Annotated in this window: 18 protein-coding genes; all 18 read right to left on the reverse strand. The window is 38.9% G+C overall.

Translation table 11 applies throughout. The features are described from left to right. Window positions 1-5: 5 nt before the first annotated feature. On the reverse strand, window positions 6-1,427 hold the full coding sequence (gene atpD / locus NIZ91_20445; protein USY55039.1) for a F0F1 ATP synthase subunit beta: 1,422 nt from the start codon (window positions 1,425-1,427) through the stop codon (window positions 6-8). Window positions 1,428-1,463: 36 nt separating this feature from the next. Then, the gene (locus NIZ91_20450; GenBank protein ID USY55040.1) at window positions 1,464-2,321 is read right to left on the reverse strand and encodes a F0F1 ATP synthase subunit gamma; all 858 of its coding nucleotides are present in this window, start codon (window positions 2,319-2,321) and stop codon (window positions 1,464-1,466) included. A 110-nt stretch (window positions 2,322-2,431) separates the two neighbouring features. Further along, window positions 2,432-3,940 (reverse strand): F0F1 ATP synthase subunit alpha, encoded by a 1,509-nt coding sequence (atpA, locus tag NIZ91_20455; protein USY55041.1) that lies wholly within the window; start codon window positions 3,938-3,940, stop codon window positions 2,432-2,434. A gap of 15 nt (window positions 3,941-3,955) precedes the next feature. Then, window positions 3,956-4,501, reverse strand: coding sequence for a F0F1 ATP synthase subunit delta (locus tag NIZ91_20460; protein ID USY55042.1), 546 nt, complete (start codon window positions 4,499-4,501; stop codon window positions 3,956-3,958). After that, window positions 4,498-5,010: a F0F1 ATP synthase subunit B gene (atpF, locus tag NIZ91_20465; protein USY55043.1), complete on the reverse strand. Its 513-nt coding sequence runs from the start codon at window positions 5,008-5,010 to the stop codon at window positions 4,498-4,500. Before atpF ends, NIZ91_20460 begins: the two co-directional genes overlap by 4 nt. A 119-nt stretch (window positions 5,011-5,129) precedes the next feature. Beyond that, a complete protein-coding gene (atpE, locus tag NIZ91_20470) occupies window positions 5,130-5,342 on the reverse strand; it encodes a F0F1 ATP synthase subunit C (protein ID USY55044.1) in 213 nt (70 codons plus the stop codon). 91 nt (window positions 5,343-5,433) lie between these two features. Then, window positions 5,434-6,147 (reverse strand): F0F1 ATP synthase subunit A, encoded by a 714-nt coding sequence (atpB, locus tag NIZ91_20475; GenBank protein ID USY55045.1) that lies wholly within the window; start codon window positions 6,145-6,147, stop codon window positions 5,434-5,436. Window positions 6,148-6,153: 6 nt separating this feature from the next. Further along, on the reverse strand, window positions 6,154-6,537 hold the full coding sequence (locus tag NIZ91_20480) for an ATP synthase subunit I (GenBank protein USY55046.1): 384 nt from the start codon (window positions 6,535-6,537) through the stop codon (window positions 6,154-6,156). 6 nt (window positions 6,538-6,543) lie between these two features. Next, window positions 6,544-6,765: an AtpZ/AtpI family protein gene (locus NIZ91_20485; GenBank protein ID USY55047.1), complete on the reverse strand. Its 222-nt coding sequence runs from the start codon at window positions 6,763-6,765 to the stop codon at window positions 6,544-6,546. Window positions 6,766-7,079: 314 nt separating this feature from the next. Then, a complete protein-coding gene (locus tag NIZ91_20490; protein USY57249.1) occupies window positions 7,080-8,912 on the reverse strand; it encodes a S8 family serine peptidase in 1,833 nt (610 codons plus the stop codon). A gap of 430 nt (window positions 8,913-9,342) precedes the next feature. Next, on the reverse strand, window positions 9,343-10,491 hold the full coding sequence (gene wecB / locus NIZ91_20495) for a UDP-N-acetylglucosamine 2-epimerase (non-hydrolyzing) (GenBank protein USY55048.1): 1,149 nt from the start codon (window positions 10,489-10,491) through the stop codon (window positions 9,343-9,345). 24 nt (window positions 10,492-10,515) lie between these two features. Beyond that, window positions 10,516-11,145, reverse strand: coding sequence for a uracil phosphoribosyltransferase (gene upp, locus NIZ91_20500; protein USY55049.1), 630 nt, complete (start codon window positions 11,143-11,145; stop codon window positions 10,516-10,518). A gap of 277 nt (window positions 11,146-11,422) precedes the next feature. Beyond that, a complete protein-coding gene (locus NIZ91_20505) occupies window positions 11,423-12,667 on the reverse strand; it encodes a serine hydroxymethyltransferase (protein USY55050.1) in 1,245 nt (414 codons plus the stop codon). Between the two features lie 122 nt (window positions 12,668-12,789). Further along, a complete protein-coding gene (locus NIZ91_20510; protein ID USY55051.1) occupies window positions 12,790-13,341 on the reverse strand; it encodes a TIGR01440 family protein in 552 nt (183 codons plus the stop codon). A gap of 24 nt (window positions 13,342-13,365) precedes the next feature. Beyond that, on the reverse strand, window positions 13,366-13,803 hold the full coding sequence (gene rpiB, locus NIZ91_20515; GenBank protein ID USY55052.1) for a ribose 5-phosphate isomerase B: 438 nt from the start codon (window positions 13,801-13,803) through the stop codon (window positions 13,366-13,368). Between the two features lie 50 nt (window positions 13,804-13,853). Continuing rightward, window positions 13,854-14,288, reverse strand: a complete 435-nt coding sequence (locus NIZ91_20520; protein USY55053.1) for a low molecular weight protein arginine phosphatase — start codon at window positions 14,286-14,288, stop codon at window positions 13,854-13,856. 182 nt (window positions 14,289-14,470) lie between these two features. Further along, on the reverse strand, window positions 14,471-15,031 hold the full coding sequence (locus tag NIZ91_20525) for a manganese efflux pump MntP family protein (GenBank protein USY55054.1): 561 nt from the start codon (window positions 15,029-15,031) through the stop codon (window positions 14,471-14,473). A 70-nt stretch (window positions 15,032-15,101) separates the two neighbouring features. Continuing rightward, on the reverse strand, window positions 15,102-16,142 hold the full coding sequence (locus NIZ91_20530; protein ID USY55055.1) for an L-threonylcarbamoyladenylate synthase: 1,041 nt from the start codon (window positions 16,140-16,142) through the stop codon (window positions 15,102-15,104). Window positions 16,143-16,321: the final 179 nt, after the last annotated feature.

Here is a 16,321-nt window from a genome sequence, read left to right on the forward strand (position 1 = left end):
CTATATTATACTTCTACTCCCATGCTTTTCGCTTTTTCAACTACTTCTTCAATACGTCCTACTAAACGGAAAGCATCTTCTGGTAAATGATCATATTTACCTTCAAGAATTTCTTTAAATCCTTGAACCGTTTCTTTAACTGGTACGTATGAACCTTTCTGACCAGTAAATTGCTCCGCAACGTGGAAGTTTTGAGATAAGAAGAATTGAACACGACGAGCACGTTGTACAACAAGCTTATCTTCATCAGATAACTCGTCCATACCTAAGATTGCAATAATATCTTGTAATTCTTTATAGCGCTGTAACGTTTGCTGAACTTGACGTGCAACGTTATAGTGCTCTTCACCTACGATTTCCGGAGAAAGCGCGCGCGAAGTCGAAGCTAACGGATCCACCGCTGGGTAAATACCCATCTCAGATAGCTTACGCTCTAAGTTAGTTGTTGCATCTAAGTGAGCAAATGTTGTTGCAGGAGCCGGATCCGTATAGTCATCGGCTGGTACATAAATCGCTTGGATCGATGTTACAGAACCAACGCTAGTAGATGTAATACGCTCTTGTAATTGACCCATTTCCGTTGCTAGTGTAGGCTGGTAACCTACCGCTGAAGGCATACGACCAAGTAGGGCTGATACCTCTGAACCAGCTTGAGTAAAACGGAAGATGTTATCGATAAAGAACAGAACGTCTTGTCCTTGCTCATCACGGAAATATTCAGCCATTGTTAAACCAGTTAATGCAACACGTTGACGTGCTCCAGGTGGCTCGTTCATTTGACCAAATACCATCGCTGTCTTTTTAATAACACCAGAATCTGTCATTTCGTGGTATAGATCGTTACCCTCACGAGTACGCTCACCTACACCTGCGAACACTGAGATCCCGCCGTGTTCTTGTGCGATGTTATTGATTAGTTCTTGAATAAGTACAGTTTTACCTACACCTGCTCCACCGAACAGACCGATTTTACCACCTTTAATATAAGGAGCTAAAAGGTCAACTACTTTAATTCCCGTTTCTAGGATTTCAGCTTGTGTAGATAAGTTTTCAAATTTTGGTGCTTCGCGGTGAATTGGATCACGACGAGCTCCCGCACTGATTGGTCCATCTAAATCGATATGCTCACCTAATACGTTAAACACACGACCTAACGTTACATCACCAACCGGTACAGAAATTGGTGCGCCTGTATCTTCTACTTCTAGTCCACGAACTAGTCCATCAGTTGAAGACATTGCTACTGCACGAACTGTATTATCACCTAAGTGAATTGCAACTTCTAATGTTAATTCGATTGCTACTTCACTTTCACTAACAGGTTTATGAGAAATTTTAAGGGCGTTATAGATTGCTGGAAGGTGTCCGCTGTCAAACTTTACGTCTACAACTGGACCCATGATTTGAGTAACGCGTCCTTTTGCCATCGTGTTCCCTCCTAACTTGCTTTTCAAGTCTTATTTCTATTCTAAAGCCGCTGCTCCACCAACAATCTCCGTAATTTCTTGCGTGATTGCTGCTTGACGAGCACGGTTATATGATAAGGTAAGATTATTAATAAGGTCTTTTGCATTATCCGTTGCATTTTTCATCGCTGTCATACGCGCTGCGTGCTCACTTGCTTTTCCATCCAGTAAGCCACCATAAATAAGGCTTTCTGCATATTGTGGCAATAGCACTTCTAATATCTCCTCTTGAGAAGGCTCGAACTCATAGGATACAAGCTTCCCTGTTGGAGCTAAATCAGCTAACGGCAACAGCTTCTTTTCCGTTACTTCTTGAGAGATTGTATTAATAAAATGGTTATAGTATAAATACAATTCATCAAATGTACCGTCTGCGAACATATGCACCGTTTGCGAAGTAATTCCTTGAATATCAGCAAAAGATGGTTGGTCGGATAAACCAGTAATTTCTAAAAACACTGGAATACCACGCTTGATAAAGAAGTCACGCCCAACTTTCCCAATTGCAATTACACCATATTCATCGGAAGATGCATGACGTTTTTCGATTGCTTGTGAGACAGCGCGTAAAACGTTACTATTATAAGCTCCTGCTAAGCCACGATCTGAAGTAATGACAATGTATCCTGTTTTCTTTACAGGACGAGCCGTTAGCATTGGATGTGCAGCGCCTTTGCTGCCTCCTGCTACGCTTGCAACTACTTCTTGAATCTTTTCCATATAAGGAACGAAAGACTTAGCGTTTTGCTCGGCACGGTTTAACTTTGCAGCTGAAACCATTTCCATTGCTTTTGTAATTTGACTCGTTTTTTTCGTTGATGTAATTCTCGTTTGTATATCACGTAATGATGCCACAGGTTTCACCACCTTGTTTTAGAAGATCACGTGGTATGAAAGGTGAACGTAAGTTCACCTTTACCTTAATAAAAGCTTGTCTTAACATACCATTTTGACAAAGTTAACGATTACTCAGATGCTACAAATGTTTTCTTGAACGCTTCAAGAGCAGACTCAAACGCACCATCTTCAGGCAGTCCGCCAGTTGTACGAATTGTTTCAAGAACTTCTTTACGATTTGAATCCAACCATGCTAAGTACTCATCTTCGAAACGAGTGATATCAGCAACTGGTACATCATCTAAGAAGCCTTTTGTTAACGCATATAAAATCGCTACTTGTTTTTCTACGCGAAGCGGCTTGTGTAAGCCTTGTTTTAATACCTCTACTGTACGCGCACCACGGTTAAGCTTTGCTTGTGTAGCTTGGTCAAGGTCTGATCCAAACTGAGCAAATGATTCAAGCTCGCGATAAGATGCTAAATCCAAGCGTAGCGTTCCAGCTACTTTCTTCATCGCTTTAACCTGAGCTGACCCACCTACACGTGATACTGAAAGACCTGCGTTAATCGCTGGACGTACACCTGAGAAGAATAAGTCAGACTGTAAGAAAATTTGTCCATCCGTAATCGAGATTACGTTTGTTGGAATATAAGCAGATACGTCTCCTGCTTGTGTTTCAATAAATGGAAGAGCTGTTAATGATCCTCCACCTTTAGCATCTGATAATTTTGCAGCACGCTCTAATAAACGAGAGTGTAAGTAGAATACATCCCCTGGATATGCTTCACGACCTGGAGGACGACGAAGTAATAATGAAAGTTCACGGTATGCAGATGCTTGTTTTGTTAAATCATCATAGATAACAAGTACGTGTTTGCCGTTATACATGAACTCTTCACCCATTGTTACACCAGCATAAGGTGCTAAGAACAGCATTGGTGCTGGTTGAGAAGCAGATGCTGTTACAACGATTGTGTAATCAAGTGCTCCATGCTTACGCAATGTCTCTACTACGTTACGTACTGTTGATTCTTTTTGACCAATAGCTACGTAAATACAAACCATATCTTGGTCTTTTTGATTTAAAATTGTATCGATTGCCACAGATGTTTTACCTGTTTGGCGGTCACCAATGATAAGCTCACGTTGACCACGGCCAATTGGTACAAGCGCGTCAATCGCTTTAATACCTGTTTGAAGTGGCTCGTGTACAGATTTACGATCCATAACACCAGGAGCTTGACTTTCAATTGGACGTGTTTTTGTTGTTCCAATTGGGCCTAAACCGTCTACAGGTTGACCTAACGAGTTTACAACACGACCAATTAATTGTTCTCCTACAGGAACTTCCATGATTCTTCCCGTACGACGTACCTCATCCCCTTCACGAATTCCAGTGTAAGGTCCTAAGATAATGATACCGACATTGTTTTCCTCTAAGTTTTGTGCCATACCCATGACACCGTTTGAAAATTCAACTAACTCTCCAGCCATGACATTGTCGAGGCCATGAGCACGTGCGATACCATCCCCTACTTGGATAACAGTACCTACATCACTCACTTTAATCTCAGACTGATAGTTTTCAATTTGCTGTTTTATCAGCGCACTAATTTCTTCAGCTTTGATGCTCATGAATTTCACCCCTATCTACGATCTATGTGCAAGAAGTTCGCGATGTACCGATTCTAATTTCCCGGAAATACTTCCGTCATAAATACGGTTGCCGATGCGAAGCTTCACGCCGCCGATTAGGCTTTTATCGATTACATTTGTAATATATAATGAATGCTTTCCTACCTTTGGTGCAAATGTTTCAGAAATAGCACGCTCTTCATCTGAAGATAATGCTTTTACAGAGTAAACGGTAGCTTCAGCCACACCTCGTGCTTCATTTGCAAGAGCACGATACTCACGAGTGATCTCCCCTACTACTTGAATACGATGACGATCTAATAATAAAAGGAGCGTATTTTGAACCGTTTCTGTCAACGTTGAAAACGTTTGGCGAACTAAGTCTTTTTTTCGGTTGTTTGAAATCTTTGGATGCGTTAACACTTCAATTAAATCATCGTTTTGAGCGAAAACTGCTTCCACTACGTCTAATTCTTCTTGTAAAGCATCGATAGATTGCTTTTCAGAAGCTAATTGAAAAAGAGCTAATGCATAACGCTTCGCGACTGCCGGCTGACTCATCGTACATCCCCTACTTCTTGAATGTACTCATTGATCAACTTCTCTTGATCTTGCTCTGACAATTCTTTTTCAATCACTTTCGACGCGATTAATACAGATAATGATGCAACTTGCTCACGAAGTGCAGTAACTGCTTGATCTTTTTCTTGCTGAATTTCTTGTTTTGCTAATGCTTTTAAGCGCTCAGACTCTTCACGCGCAGCAGCAACAATTTCTTCTTTTTTCTCTTCAGCGGATTTTCTTGCGTTTTCCATTAAAACTTGAACCTCTTCACGAGACTGTTTTAACAGCTCGCGTTGCTCTTCAACAAGCTTTTGTGCTTGTTGATTCTGCTGTTCAGCTGAATCAATTTCACTTGCAATATGCTCTTCACGCTGTTTCATGATACCCATTACTGGACCAAACGCGAACTTTCGTAACAATGCTAGCAAGATAAGGAACATTACTAATTGGAATAAAATATCTCCACCGTTAAAGCCTGATGCTCCTAATACAAACGTATTTGACACGGCTGCTTCACTCCCTTCAAAGACTTAACATCTATGATTTTGCTCATTAAAGACATAAAGCAATGGCGAAGGTTCTTTTCGAATGATCTTCGCCACTTTTAAACGTTTTAAGTTACTAATTATTGACCTTGAACCATGAACGCGATTACTACAGCGATGATAGGAATCGCCTCTACTAATGCAACCCCGATGAACATTGTTGTTGTTAATGTACCACGTGCTTCTGGTTGGCGAGCGATACCTTCTACTGTTTTTGATACGATAAGACCGTTACCGATACCAGCACCTAGTGCCGCTAAACCAATTGCAATTGCAGCTGCTAATAAACCCATTTTATAAAGTCCTCCCTTAGTGAAATAGAATTTTTTCAACATGTTTTAAACTCGCTCAAAACGGGTAAAGCTTGAGCGAAGGTTTTATAAATTAATGGTCTTGACTCACTTTGTGTGCCAGGTAAACCATTGTTAACATTGTAAAGATAAATGCTTGAATTGCACCTACGAAAATACTGAAGCCTTGCCATGCCAATGTTGGCACAACCGCCCCAAATAATCCAAGAGCAGTACCACTTGTAGCAAGCCCTGCTAATAAAGTTAACAGAATTTCTCCTGCATAGATATTCCCGAAAAGACGTAGACCAAGCGTTAGCGTATTTGCAAACTCTTCAATAATCTTTAATGGGAATAGAAAAGGCATTGGTTTGAAGTAATCTCGACCATATTCTGCGAACCCCTTCATCTTAATACCATAATAATGTGATAAGACAACGACCATTGCTGCTAGAGTCAATGTAATCGTCGGATCAGCAGTCGGTGATTTCCACCATAATTCGTGATCGACAACAACGGCAAATGGCAATCCTAACATATTGGCAACGAAGATATACATTAAGAGCGTTACACCTAGTGTTAAGAAGCGTCCACCTGTCTTCCAATCCATTGTGCTGTTAATGAGGCCTTTTACAAAGTCTAATACCCACTCCAGGAAGTTTTGCATACCTGTAGGCTTCATTGCTAAAGTACGAGTACATAAAACTGCAATTAAAAACACAATGACTGACGCCACGGTAATCATCAACATGTTACTGAGATTAAACGTAAGACCAAAGAAATCTTGAGTTGGTGATTCATGACCCAACTATATTCACCTCTCTTCCCATCTCCTGCGTATATTTTGAACAACTAAATCTATGATAATGACAAGATAGGATGTCATTAATCCCATAACTACACCAATAATATGAAAAGTATTTGGATAAGAGATTGTAATTACAACTGCTAGCGCAGCGGTTGCAAACCTTGCAAATGTTCCTACTGAACGAGGTCGTTTTCCTTCATCCAGCGCTTGTCCAAACTGTTTAGCCCTTCTTACTAAAACCCAAAGGTTATACAAACTGAGTGCTGTACCTAAAATCAGGCCTAAAAACACGGTTTGATAAGGAGTAAATCCCCATCCGAGAACGTATATTGCTAATAAATAAAATATGTAGGATCGAAGTCTTGGAAATAAATGTTGCAATTCTTGCATGGATTATTAATCTCCTGAAAAAAATTGTCGGACTGTGCGCAGCATGGCATAGACGCCAACTGCAAGCCCTAAAAGAAGGCCTAAAACTAAAAAAAGTGGCTCAGTCCCAACTTTTCCATCAATCCATTTGCCACCAAATAGACCGATTAATACGGAACCTGCTAACTGAGAAAGAATGGTGGACATTAATGCAATCGCTTGTAATGACTGCCGTTTTTGCTTAGTCATTTAGAAAACCCCTTTTTGGTAAATTCTTTTTTTTCAAAAAAATCTACATACTCTAAAGCTATGCAAACTTATGTATAAATTACCAAAAAAGTTAAAAACAGTTAGTCGAAAACACAAGCGAACCTTGATTTTCAAGTGTTGAAAACCTTATCATTTATATCCATTGTTAGCATACAATAGCACATATTTAATGTCAATGTGTTTAAGCTAAAAACTTCACAATCTAAAAAGGGATGTTCACATTTTTGCCACACATATTTCATAATTAAATAAGAACAATGTAAAAGGGCATCAAACCTTGGTTTGATGCCCTTTTACTCAATCATCAGCCTCGCATTTACTACCTCTGTTTTACCATCTTTTTTAGCATATGCGAATACTTTATAATCACCTTTAGGTAGCTCTTCCTGCAGTTGAATTTTCCGCTTTAACATTCCTCTTTCTAATTTCTTATCTACATCTAAATAAGAGACGAATCGAAGGGTATCCGTGTCATAAACAGCAATTCCAAATTCATCCGCTCCTTCAGGTAAAAATGCTTCATATATATAAGTATTAGCATCACTTCCTTGCATAGCCTGCAGTCCCATAACTCGAGGGTAATTTGGCTTTTCGACCATATACAAATACGGTATTGATATTGTTTCACGTGAATCACGAATTTCCAACCGTCCATCATATATGCCTTTTTTCTTTTGATGGCTGTTTACCTGAAGATCAAATGAAATAGTCTTCGCTTCTTTAGGCTTTAATGTGAAAGAAAGCGGTACTCTCCAAGTTTCACCAGACTTTTTTGTTGGAGGCGTAACATGATAAACGTTTTTATAATTTGATTCATTAAAGATGCTCATTTTAATTCTTTTACTACTTTGTCCTTCAAAAATTCCAAAAGGTAACGTGCTAGGTGATAACAGCGTTGTTGCTTTTACTGCACGTTCCACTTGAATCCTTCCTGCGCCTTGTTCATATACGTGATATAATTCACCCTTCAAATTCCTAATTGGCTTTGCCGTACTCATCAGTGCAGCTTTTACTTGTTCAGGAGACCAATCAGGGTGAGCCTGTAAAAGTAAAGCACAGGCTCCCGCTACGTGAGGTGCTGCCATGCTCGTTCCATTTAAAGGCTCATACCCGTTCGGTACCGTACTCATGATTTGATAGCCTGGCGCTACTACATCAGGCTTAATGTCCCATGTGCTTGTAACCGGGCCCCTTGAACTAAAAGGGGTAATAATATCTTCTATAGTCTTGGAGAAAGTAGATGCATACACGTTTCCTTTTTGAATTTCTTTCTTTATGACTTCCCCCACATCACTCGAAACGATAACTACTGGAATTGAAAACAATTCGCTTACAGTCTCATCTACCACTCCGTTGATAGCATGGTATACAATTACCGCTTTAGCTCCAGCTTTTTTAGCTTTGTTTATTTTATTCGATAGAGGAATTTCCCCGGTATGCATAAGGACGACCTTATTTCCAACATCAATCATTTCCCTTCCGCTTCCCGCGTCCTTTAATACAATTTTCTGATCCATATCCCATTTCTCAGCATTGGGTAATGGAGATAGAGAAATATCATGTGGGAAACTTTCCATTTTTATAAATGGAATGCTTGTTGGAGAAACGGATGCACCAACTGAAATTGCTTCTCGAGCTGTTCCAGGAGATCCGACAGTCCACAATCCTGGCCCTGAATTACCGCTGGACGTTACCGTTACGATTCCTTTTTCAACGGCCTTATTCAGAGCTAAACTAGTCGGTAAATCTGGCCCATTAATATCGTTTCCTAGGGATAAGTTGATAACATCGACTCCATCTTGAATGGCTTTTTCAACAGCTAGAATAACGTTTTCAGAAGAACCAGAACCGCCTGGACCTAATGCTCGATAAGCATAAATTTCAGCTTCAGGTGCCACTCCACGCATCTTCCCGTTTGCTCCGATAATACCAGCCACATGCGTACCATGAAGCGTAGGCTCTCCTTGCTTACTTACTGTTTCCATTGGAGAGTAATCTTGGTCGACAACGTCATATCCACCTCGATAATTTGACTTTAAATCAGGGTGATTAAAGTCAATTCCTGTATCAATCACTCCAACTTTTATCCCTCTACCTGTTAAACGTTGGTTTTTTTTATCAAACATGCCCCTTACCTTTTCACTGCCAATATAAGATGCGCTTCCTTCATTTTTTGCATGATACGAAACAGAAGCATGTGAACTATCAATATAAGATTCTTCTCGCAGTCTTTGTAAGTCGTATAAAGTCCCCGATACGGATAGACCTGTAAATACTTCTCGAAATTCGTGGTTAATGCTTACGTTGGGATATTTTTTCTTTATTTCTTGTTTTGCAACTGCCACATTCTGCTCGTTCAGTATGAGAATGTATGTTTTTTGCACCTGTTTTTCAAATGATTGAATATCTGGAAACTCTACGCCTTCACTGTACGTGATTGTACTGTTTACTCCAAATATTAATAATAATAAAATGGTTATTTTCCACATAAAAACACCTCTCAACATAGCGTGTCACAAATAGACTGCATTCATGTGAGAGGTGTTAGGTTTATTTTTATAACGGCTTAAATTCTTCAGGTCTTTCTTCACGATGTTTAAAATAGTAGCTAATTGCATCGCAAATACGTTCAGAAGCATGACCATCTCCATAAGGATTAGATGCTTTCGACATTGTTTCATAAACGGATGTGTCGATTAATAACTCTTTCGCTAAGGTGTAAATCGTTTCTTCTTCTGTACCAGCTAACTTTAACGTTCCTGCTTCAATACCCTCTGGACGCTCCGTTGTATCACGTAATACTAACACAGGTACACCAAGAGAAGGTGCTTCTTCCTGAACGCCACCGGAATCCGTTAGAATAAGATGTGCTCGATTCGCAAAGTTATGGAAGTCAATTACATCCAATGGCTCAATAAGATGAATACGATCATCATCGCCTAATATTTCATTGGCTGTTTCACGTACAACAGGATTTAAGTGCACAGGATAAACAACTTGTACGTCATCATGTTCAGTTACAATGCGCTTTACGGCTCTAAACATATTTTTCATTGGCTCACCTAAATTTTCACGACGATGAGCGGTTAATAAGATAAGACGATCAGTACCAAGGTTACGTAAGACTTCATGCTCATACGAATCTTTTACAGTTGTTTTCAGCGCATCAATAGCTGTGTTTCCTGTCACAAAAATATTTTCTTCATTCTTGTTTTCTGTTCTCAAATTAACAGAAGACTTCGTTGTTGGAGCAAAGTGTAAATCTGCTAGTACACCCGTCAACTGTCGATTCATCTCTTCAGGATAAGGTGAATATTTATTCCATGTACGAAGACCTGCTTCTACATGCCCTACAGGAATTTGGTTATAAAACGCTGCTAGTCCCGCAATAAATGTTGTTGTTGTATCTCCATGAACCAACACAATATCTGGCTTTACTTTTTGCATTACATCGTTTAAACCTTCTAATCCCCTAGTTGTTACATCCATTAATGTTTGACGGTCTTTCATAATGTTTAAGTCATAATCTGGTTCAATATTAAAGATGGATAGCACTTGATCAAGCATTTGACGATGCTGAGCAGTAACAGTCACAATTGCTTCAAATTCCTCGGGACGTTTCTTTAGCTCAAGAACAAGTGGTGCCATTTTAATAGCTTCCGGTCTAGTACCAAATATCGTCATTACTTTAATTGGTTGCTTCATTATTTATCACCCGTATCTGAGAAATTATTTTGTGCCGAATAAACGGTCTCCCGCATCTCCTAAACCTGGAACAATGTAACCATGGTCATTTAATTTTTCGTCTAAAGCTGCGATATAAATATCAACATCTGGGTGCGCTTCTTTTACAATTTCTACTCCCTCTGGAGCAGCAATTAAGCACATAAATTTAATGTTTTTTGCACCGCGCTTTTTCAACGAATTGATTGCTTCAACTGCTGAACCACCTGTTGCAAGCATTGGGTCTACAACAATAAAATCACGCTCTTCTACATCATTTGGTAATTTTACATAGTATTCAACTGGTTGCAGTGTTTCTGGATCACGGTATAGGCCAACATGCCCTACTTTTGCTGCAGGCATTAGTTTTAAGAAACCGTCAACCATTCCGATACCTGCACGTAAAATCGGTACAATTCCTAACTTTTTACCAGCAATTACTTTAGAAGTTGTTCTACATACTGGTGTATCAATTTCTACATCTTGTAAAGGTAGATCACGAGTTGCTTCGAACGCCATTAAGCTCGCTACTTCATCTACTAGCTCACGAAATTCTTTTGTTCCCGTCTTTACATCACGTATGTATGTTAATTTGTGTTGAATAAGAGGATGATCGAATACGTATACTTTGCCCATTAAAATCTCTCCTTTGAATTTAAAAATGTCCACATTGAAATACCATTCAAGCCCTTGAATGGTACCTACTTTAAAAAAAACGATAACGTTAACATAACTTAAGCATTGCATCTATTTTACAGAAAATTATTTTTGAGTTCAAGCTTAATCCAAAAATAGATATTTTTCTATAACAATTTTGTAACCATATTATTCACCTTTAAACGTTGATACAAAAAGAAAAGTTGGGTAACTTCCCAACTTTTCTTTTTGTATTTTACTATTTATCTTATATAGATTATAGAGATGCATACATTTCAAATTTACTTGTTAATGCTTCTACACGAGCTGTTGCTTCTGCTAACTTTTCTTCATTATCAATGTTTTTTAATGTTAAGCCAATGATAGCAGCGATTTCATCCATTTCTTCAGCACCAAATCCGCGAGTCGTCACAGCAGCTGTTCCAATACGAATTCCACTTGTTACAAATGGACTTTGTTGGTCGTAAGGAATTGTGTTTTTATTCGTTGTAATTCCAACTTCATCTAACGCTTTTTCAGCCACTTTACCTGTTAGTCCCATTGAGCTTACATCGATTAAAACAAGATGATTATCTGTACCACCAGAAACTAATGTAAAACCTTCTTTTGTTAGGCCTTCAGCTAAGCGATTTGCATTATCAATGATGTTTTGTGCATATTGCTTAAATTCTTCTTGTAACGCTTCACCAAATGCTACTGCTTTAGCAGCAATAACGTGCATTAATGGCCCACCTTGAATTCCAGGGAAGATTGATTTATCAATTGCTTTTGCAAATTCTTCTTTACATAAAATCATTCCACCACGCGGTCCGCGTAATGTTTTATGCGTAGTTGTTGTAACGAAATGAGCATGTGGAACTGGATTCGGATGAAGGCCTGCTGCTACAAGTCCAGCGATATGAGCCATATCTACCATTAAATATGCTCCCACTTCATCTGCAATTTCACGGAATTTTTTAAAGTCAATTTCACGAGGATACGCACTAGCACCAGCAACAATCAACTTCGGCTTATGAGTACGTGCTTTTTCCAATACATCTTCATAGTTAATACGATGTGTTTCTGCGTCTACACCATATTCAATGAAATTGTACTGCACGCCGCTAAAGTTTACTGGACTACCATGCGTTAAATGTCCACCGTGAGATAAGTTCATACCAAGAACTGTATCTCCTGTCTCTAAAATTGTAAAGTACACAGCCATGTTTGCTTGAGCACCTGAGTGAGGTTGAACATTCACATGTTCTGCACCAAAGATTTCTTTTGCACGGTCACGAGCTAAATCTTCTACTACGTCTACGTGTTCACAGCCACCATAATAACGCTTAGCTGGATAACCTTCTGCATATTTATTTGTAAGTACAGAACCTTGAGCTTCCATTACTGCCGTTGTTACGAAGTTCTCTGATGCAATTAACTCAATTTTTGTACGTTGACGACCTAATTCATCTTGAATTGCATTATAGACTGCTGGATCTTGCTGCACTAACTTTTTCTCCATCGAAATCCTCTCCTCGTTTCGTTTCGTATGAACAATGTTCGTTTTTTATTAATTCATCTACATTGTAACATGGTTTATTTAGAATAAAAAACAAAAAATGTGCATTATATTAATATATTTATTTACAATCGTTCGTAAATGGCTCTTGGTCCACCAATTAATTTTGGTCGAGTATAAGCAATAGTCATGTGCGCTTGACCAATTTGCTTCAAAGAACACCTAACAGGAACAGCCACATGCTTTAAGTGCATACCAATGAATGTATCTCCAATATCAATGCCTGCATCAGCTTTAATGAATTCAACAATAACAGGATCCTTGAAATGATGATATGCATAAGTGGCCATCGCTCCACCTGCTTTTCGAACAGGTACAACGGTTACCAGGTCTAAACTTTGCTTCAACGCTACTTCTCTTTCTACCACTAGCGCTCGATTTAAATGTTCACAGCATTGAAACGCTAAATAGATGCCTTTGTTCTCTGCAAATTCTTCAAGCTTACCATAGATTACCTCTGCTGCTTCTTCGGTTCCCGATGTTCCGATTCGCTCTCCAACTACTTCACTTGTACTGCAACCAACTACAAATAAACTATGTTGCGGAAGTTTTACCTGATTTGAAAAGTCTGCTAGCACCACTTCTAGTTCTTGGCCCCAATCTTGAGCATTAGACATTCTAAAGCGCCTCCTTTACATCATTTACTCTTCATATGCTTTAATTTTGTTTACACGATTTTCGTGACGTCCACCTTCAAAACTCGTCGTCAACCATATTTTAGCAATATCTCTAGCTAAACCTGGGCCAATCACCCGTTCACCCATAGCTAGTACATTTGTATCATTATGTTCTCTAGTCGCTTTAGCACTAAACGTATCGTGGACAAGTGCACAACGAACACCTTTTACTTTATTAGCAGCAATGCTCATTCCAATTCCTGTTCCACAAATTAGAATTCCTTTGTCAACTTCTCCACCTGCTACTTTTTCAGCAACTGGAATTGCATAGTCTGGATAGTCTACTGAATCGCTGCATTCACAACCGAAATCAATATACTCAATGTTTAGTTCCTCCATTAATTGCATAATTTCTTTCCTAATATTTATACCGCCATGATCTGATGCAATTGCTACTTTCATAATGAATCCTCCCTATAGACTGTTAAAGGTATTTTTTAAAACTACCATTTTTAATTTTCTAATTTTTTAACTGCTCGATTAATAAGCTGCTGTATTTCCTCAAATGTCATTTGATAAACAGATAAATTGCCTCCGTAAGGATCGGCAACGTCTCCATTTTCACCTACAAATTCTTTTAGCGTAAACAGTTTATCTAGCGTATCAGGAGCTTGACTTGCTAGCATCTGCTTATGACTACTCGTCATGGTAAAGATATGAGTTGCCCAATCTAACATCTCTCTTGTTATACTAGATGATGTATGTGATGCATCAATACCTTGCTGTGCTAAAACAGCTGCTGCGTGCGTGGAAATCGGTTGGCCGTCCATTGCAAATAAACCCGCTGATTTCACTTCCATCTCATGCTTTTTTTGGTTCCTTAACCAAGCTGCTGCCATAGGGCTTCGACATGTATTTCCTGTACAAACAAATAAGACTTTTTTCAATCTAAAATCTCTCCTTATTTTACTACTAATAAACCCTTTCTACATTGCCTTTATTTTATCCTTAATATATAGAAGAGTTCAACACCCATGACCTATGATACTTTTCATTAAATGTAAGCACAAAAAAGCAAGCTCTATGTGAATTGAGCTTGCTTCTATAGGATACTGAATTAGTAAACTATTTATAATTGAAAAAGAAGCTTGATTCCAAATGCAAGGAGGATGCTTCCACCTAACGCTTCACTGTATGAACCTAGCCAGCCTTGAACACGCCTTCCAAGCAAAAGGCCTAACCATGTTAAAAGCATACTTACTACGCCAAAAATCATAATTGTTAAAAATGTTCGTGCTCCAAAGATTCCAAGGCTTAAGCCCACGGAAAAGCTATCTAAGCTAACACTTAATGCAAAGATAATTAATCCCCATCCTACTGGTTTAATAAACGGTTCCTCGTCACGCTTGAAGGATGAGTAAATCATTTGGATTCCTAATATGAGTAATAACACGCCTCCACCATATGTAGCCAACATTCCCAGCTTATCAGACAACAACTTTCCAATAAACATACCCAAAAGCGGCATCCATATATGGAAAAGACCTATTATTACTCCAATGTAGAAAATTTGGCGAAAGCGTAAACGGACTAGACCCATACCGAGTCCGACCGAAAAGGCGTCCATTCCTAACGCAAATGCCATAATAACTAATGTAATCAGTTCACTAATCAATCCTGAAATATCCATCTTCAACCTCCTCGGACGTGCCTATTTCACCTTATGCACGCACGAAATGGTTTAGAAGATGAATCTAAAATTATTGAACAATAAACTGATGACCAGCCGCTTTTACTAACCGATTCATTAAAGCTTGACCTACTCCATGTTCAGGGAAGCTCTCACTTAAAATAATATCTACGTCATAGTCATTAAAGGAACGTAAAACATGATAGAGTTCACTTGCGACCGTCTCTAACTTACTTCGATAGCCGCAAGTTAAAATCTGATTTGCATGATAAAAGTCTTGATGTTCATGCGTTGTTAAAACTCCAACTTTCTTTCCTTGTTTTTGAAAATATTCAACTTGCTTCTGCAAAAATTCCTTTGAACCCTTTACAATGATGAGCGGCGCGTTAGGAGCATAGTGGGTATACTTCATCCCAGGGGATTTCGGCGCTTCCTTCTCATCTTTAAGAGCTTGGTCTACCCTTACTTCTCCAATTAAAGCTTCTAATTGTTCTTTTGTAACGCCACCAGGTCGTAAAATCACTGGAATATCTTCTGTACAGTCTAAAACAGTAGATTCTAGACCCACTCCTGTCACTCCCCCATCGACAATTCCACTAATTCTACCTTCTAAATCGCTCACAACATGCTGAGCGCTTGTTGGACTGGGCTTTCCCGATAGATTTGCGCTTGGTGCAGCTACTGGTACATTTGCCTTTTTTAATAAAGCTAGAGCTACGGGATGCGAAGGCATTCGAACAGCAACACTATCTAATCCAGCGGTTACGTTTTCCGCTACAAATCCTTTTTTAGGAAAGATAAGCGTAATTGGTCCTGGCCAAAAAGCGTTCATTATTTTTCGAGCCGTTTCTGAAACCTCGGTTACAATCCTATCTAACTGTTTCATGTCGCCAATGTGTACAATAAGTGGGTTATCACTTGGACGCCCTTTTGCCTTAAAAATTTTATCCACAGCCTCTTCAGAGGTTGCATCCGCTCCTAATCCATAGACTGTTTCTGTAGGAAACGCAACCACTTCTTGATTTCTTAATAAAGAAGCTGCTTTTTCTATCTGTGGATAACTATCATGTTCTTTCATTTCTTTATCCACAGACCAGATTTTTGTATTCATTTCATTCACTCCTATTAGCACAACTATATATAGGCAAAACCATCTATATTACCTACTATTTATACAAGATTTTAACTTATTTTATCAATAGACGATTGCAACAAACAAGCTTTATCCACAAAATGTGGATAAAGCTTGTTTGTTTGTTAATAACTTTGTGGATGACATTTATTCACATG

Origin of the sequence: Bacillus sp. 1780r2a1 (genome assembly GCA_024134725.1) — a bacterium.
GTDB classification, from domain to species: Bacteria; Bacillota; Bacilli; order Bacillales; family Bacillaceae_H; genus Priestia; species Priestia aryabhattai_A.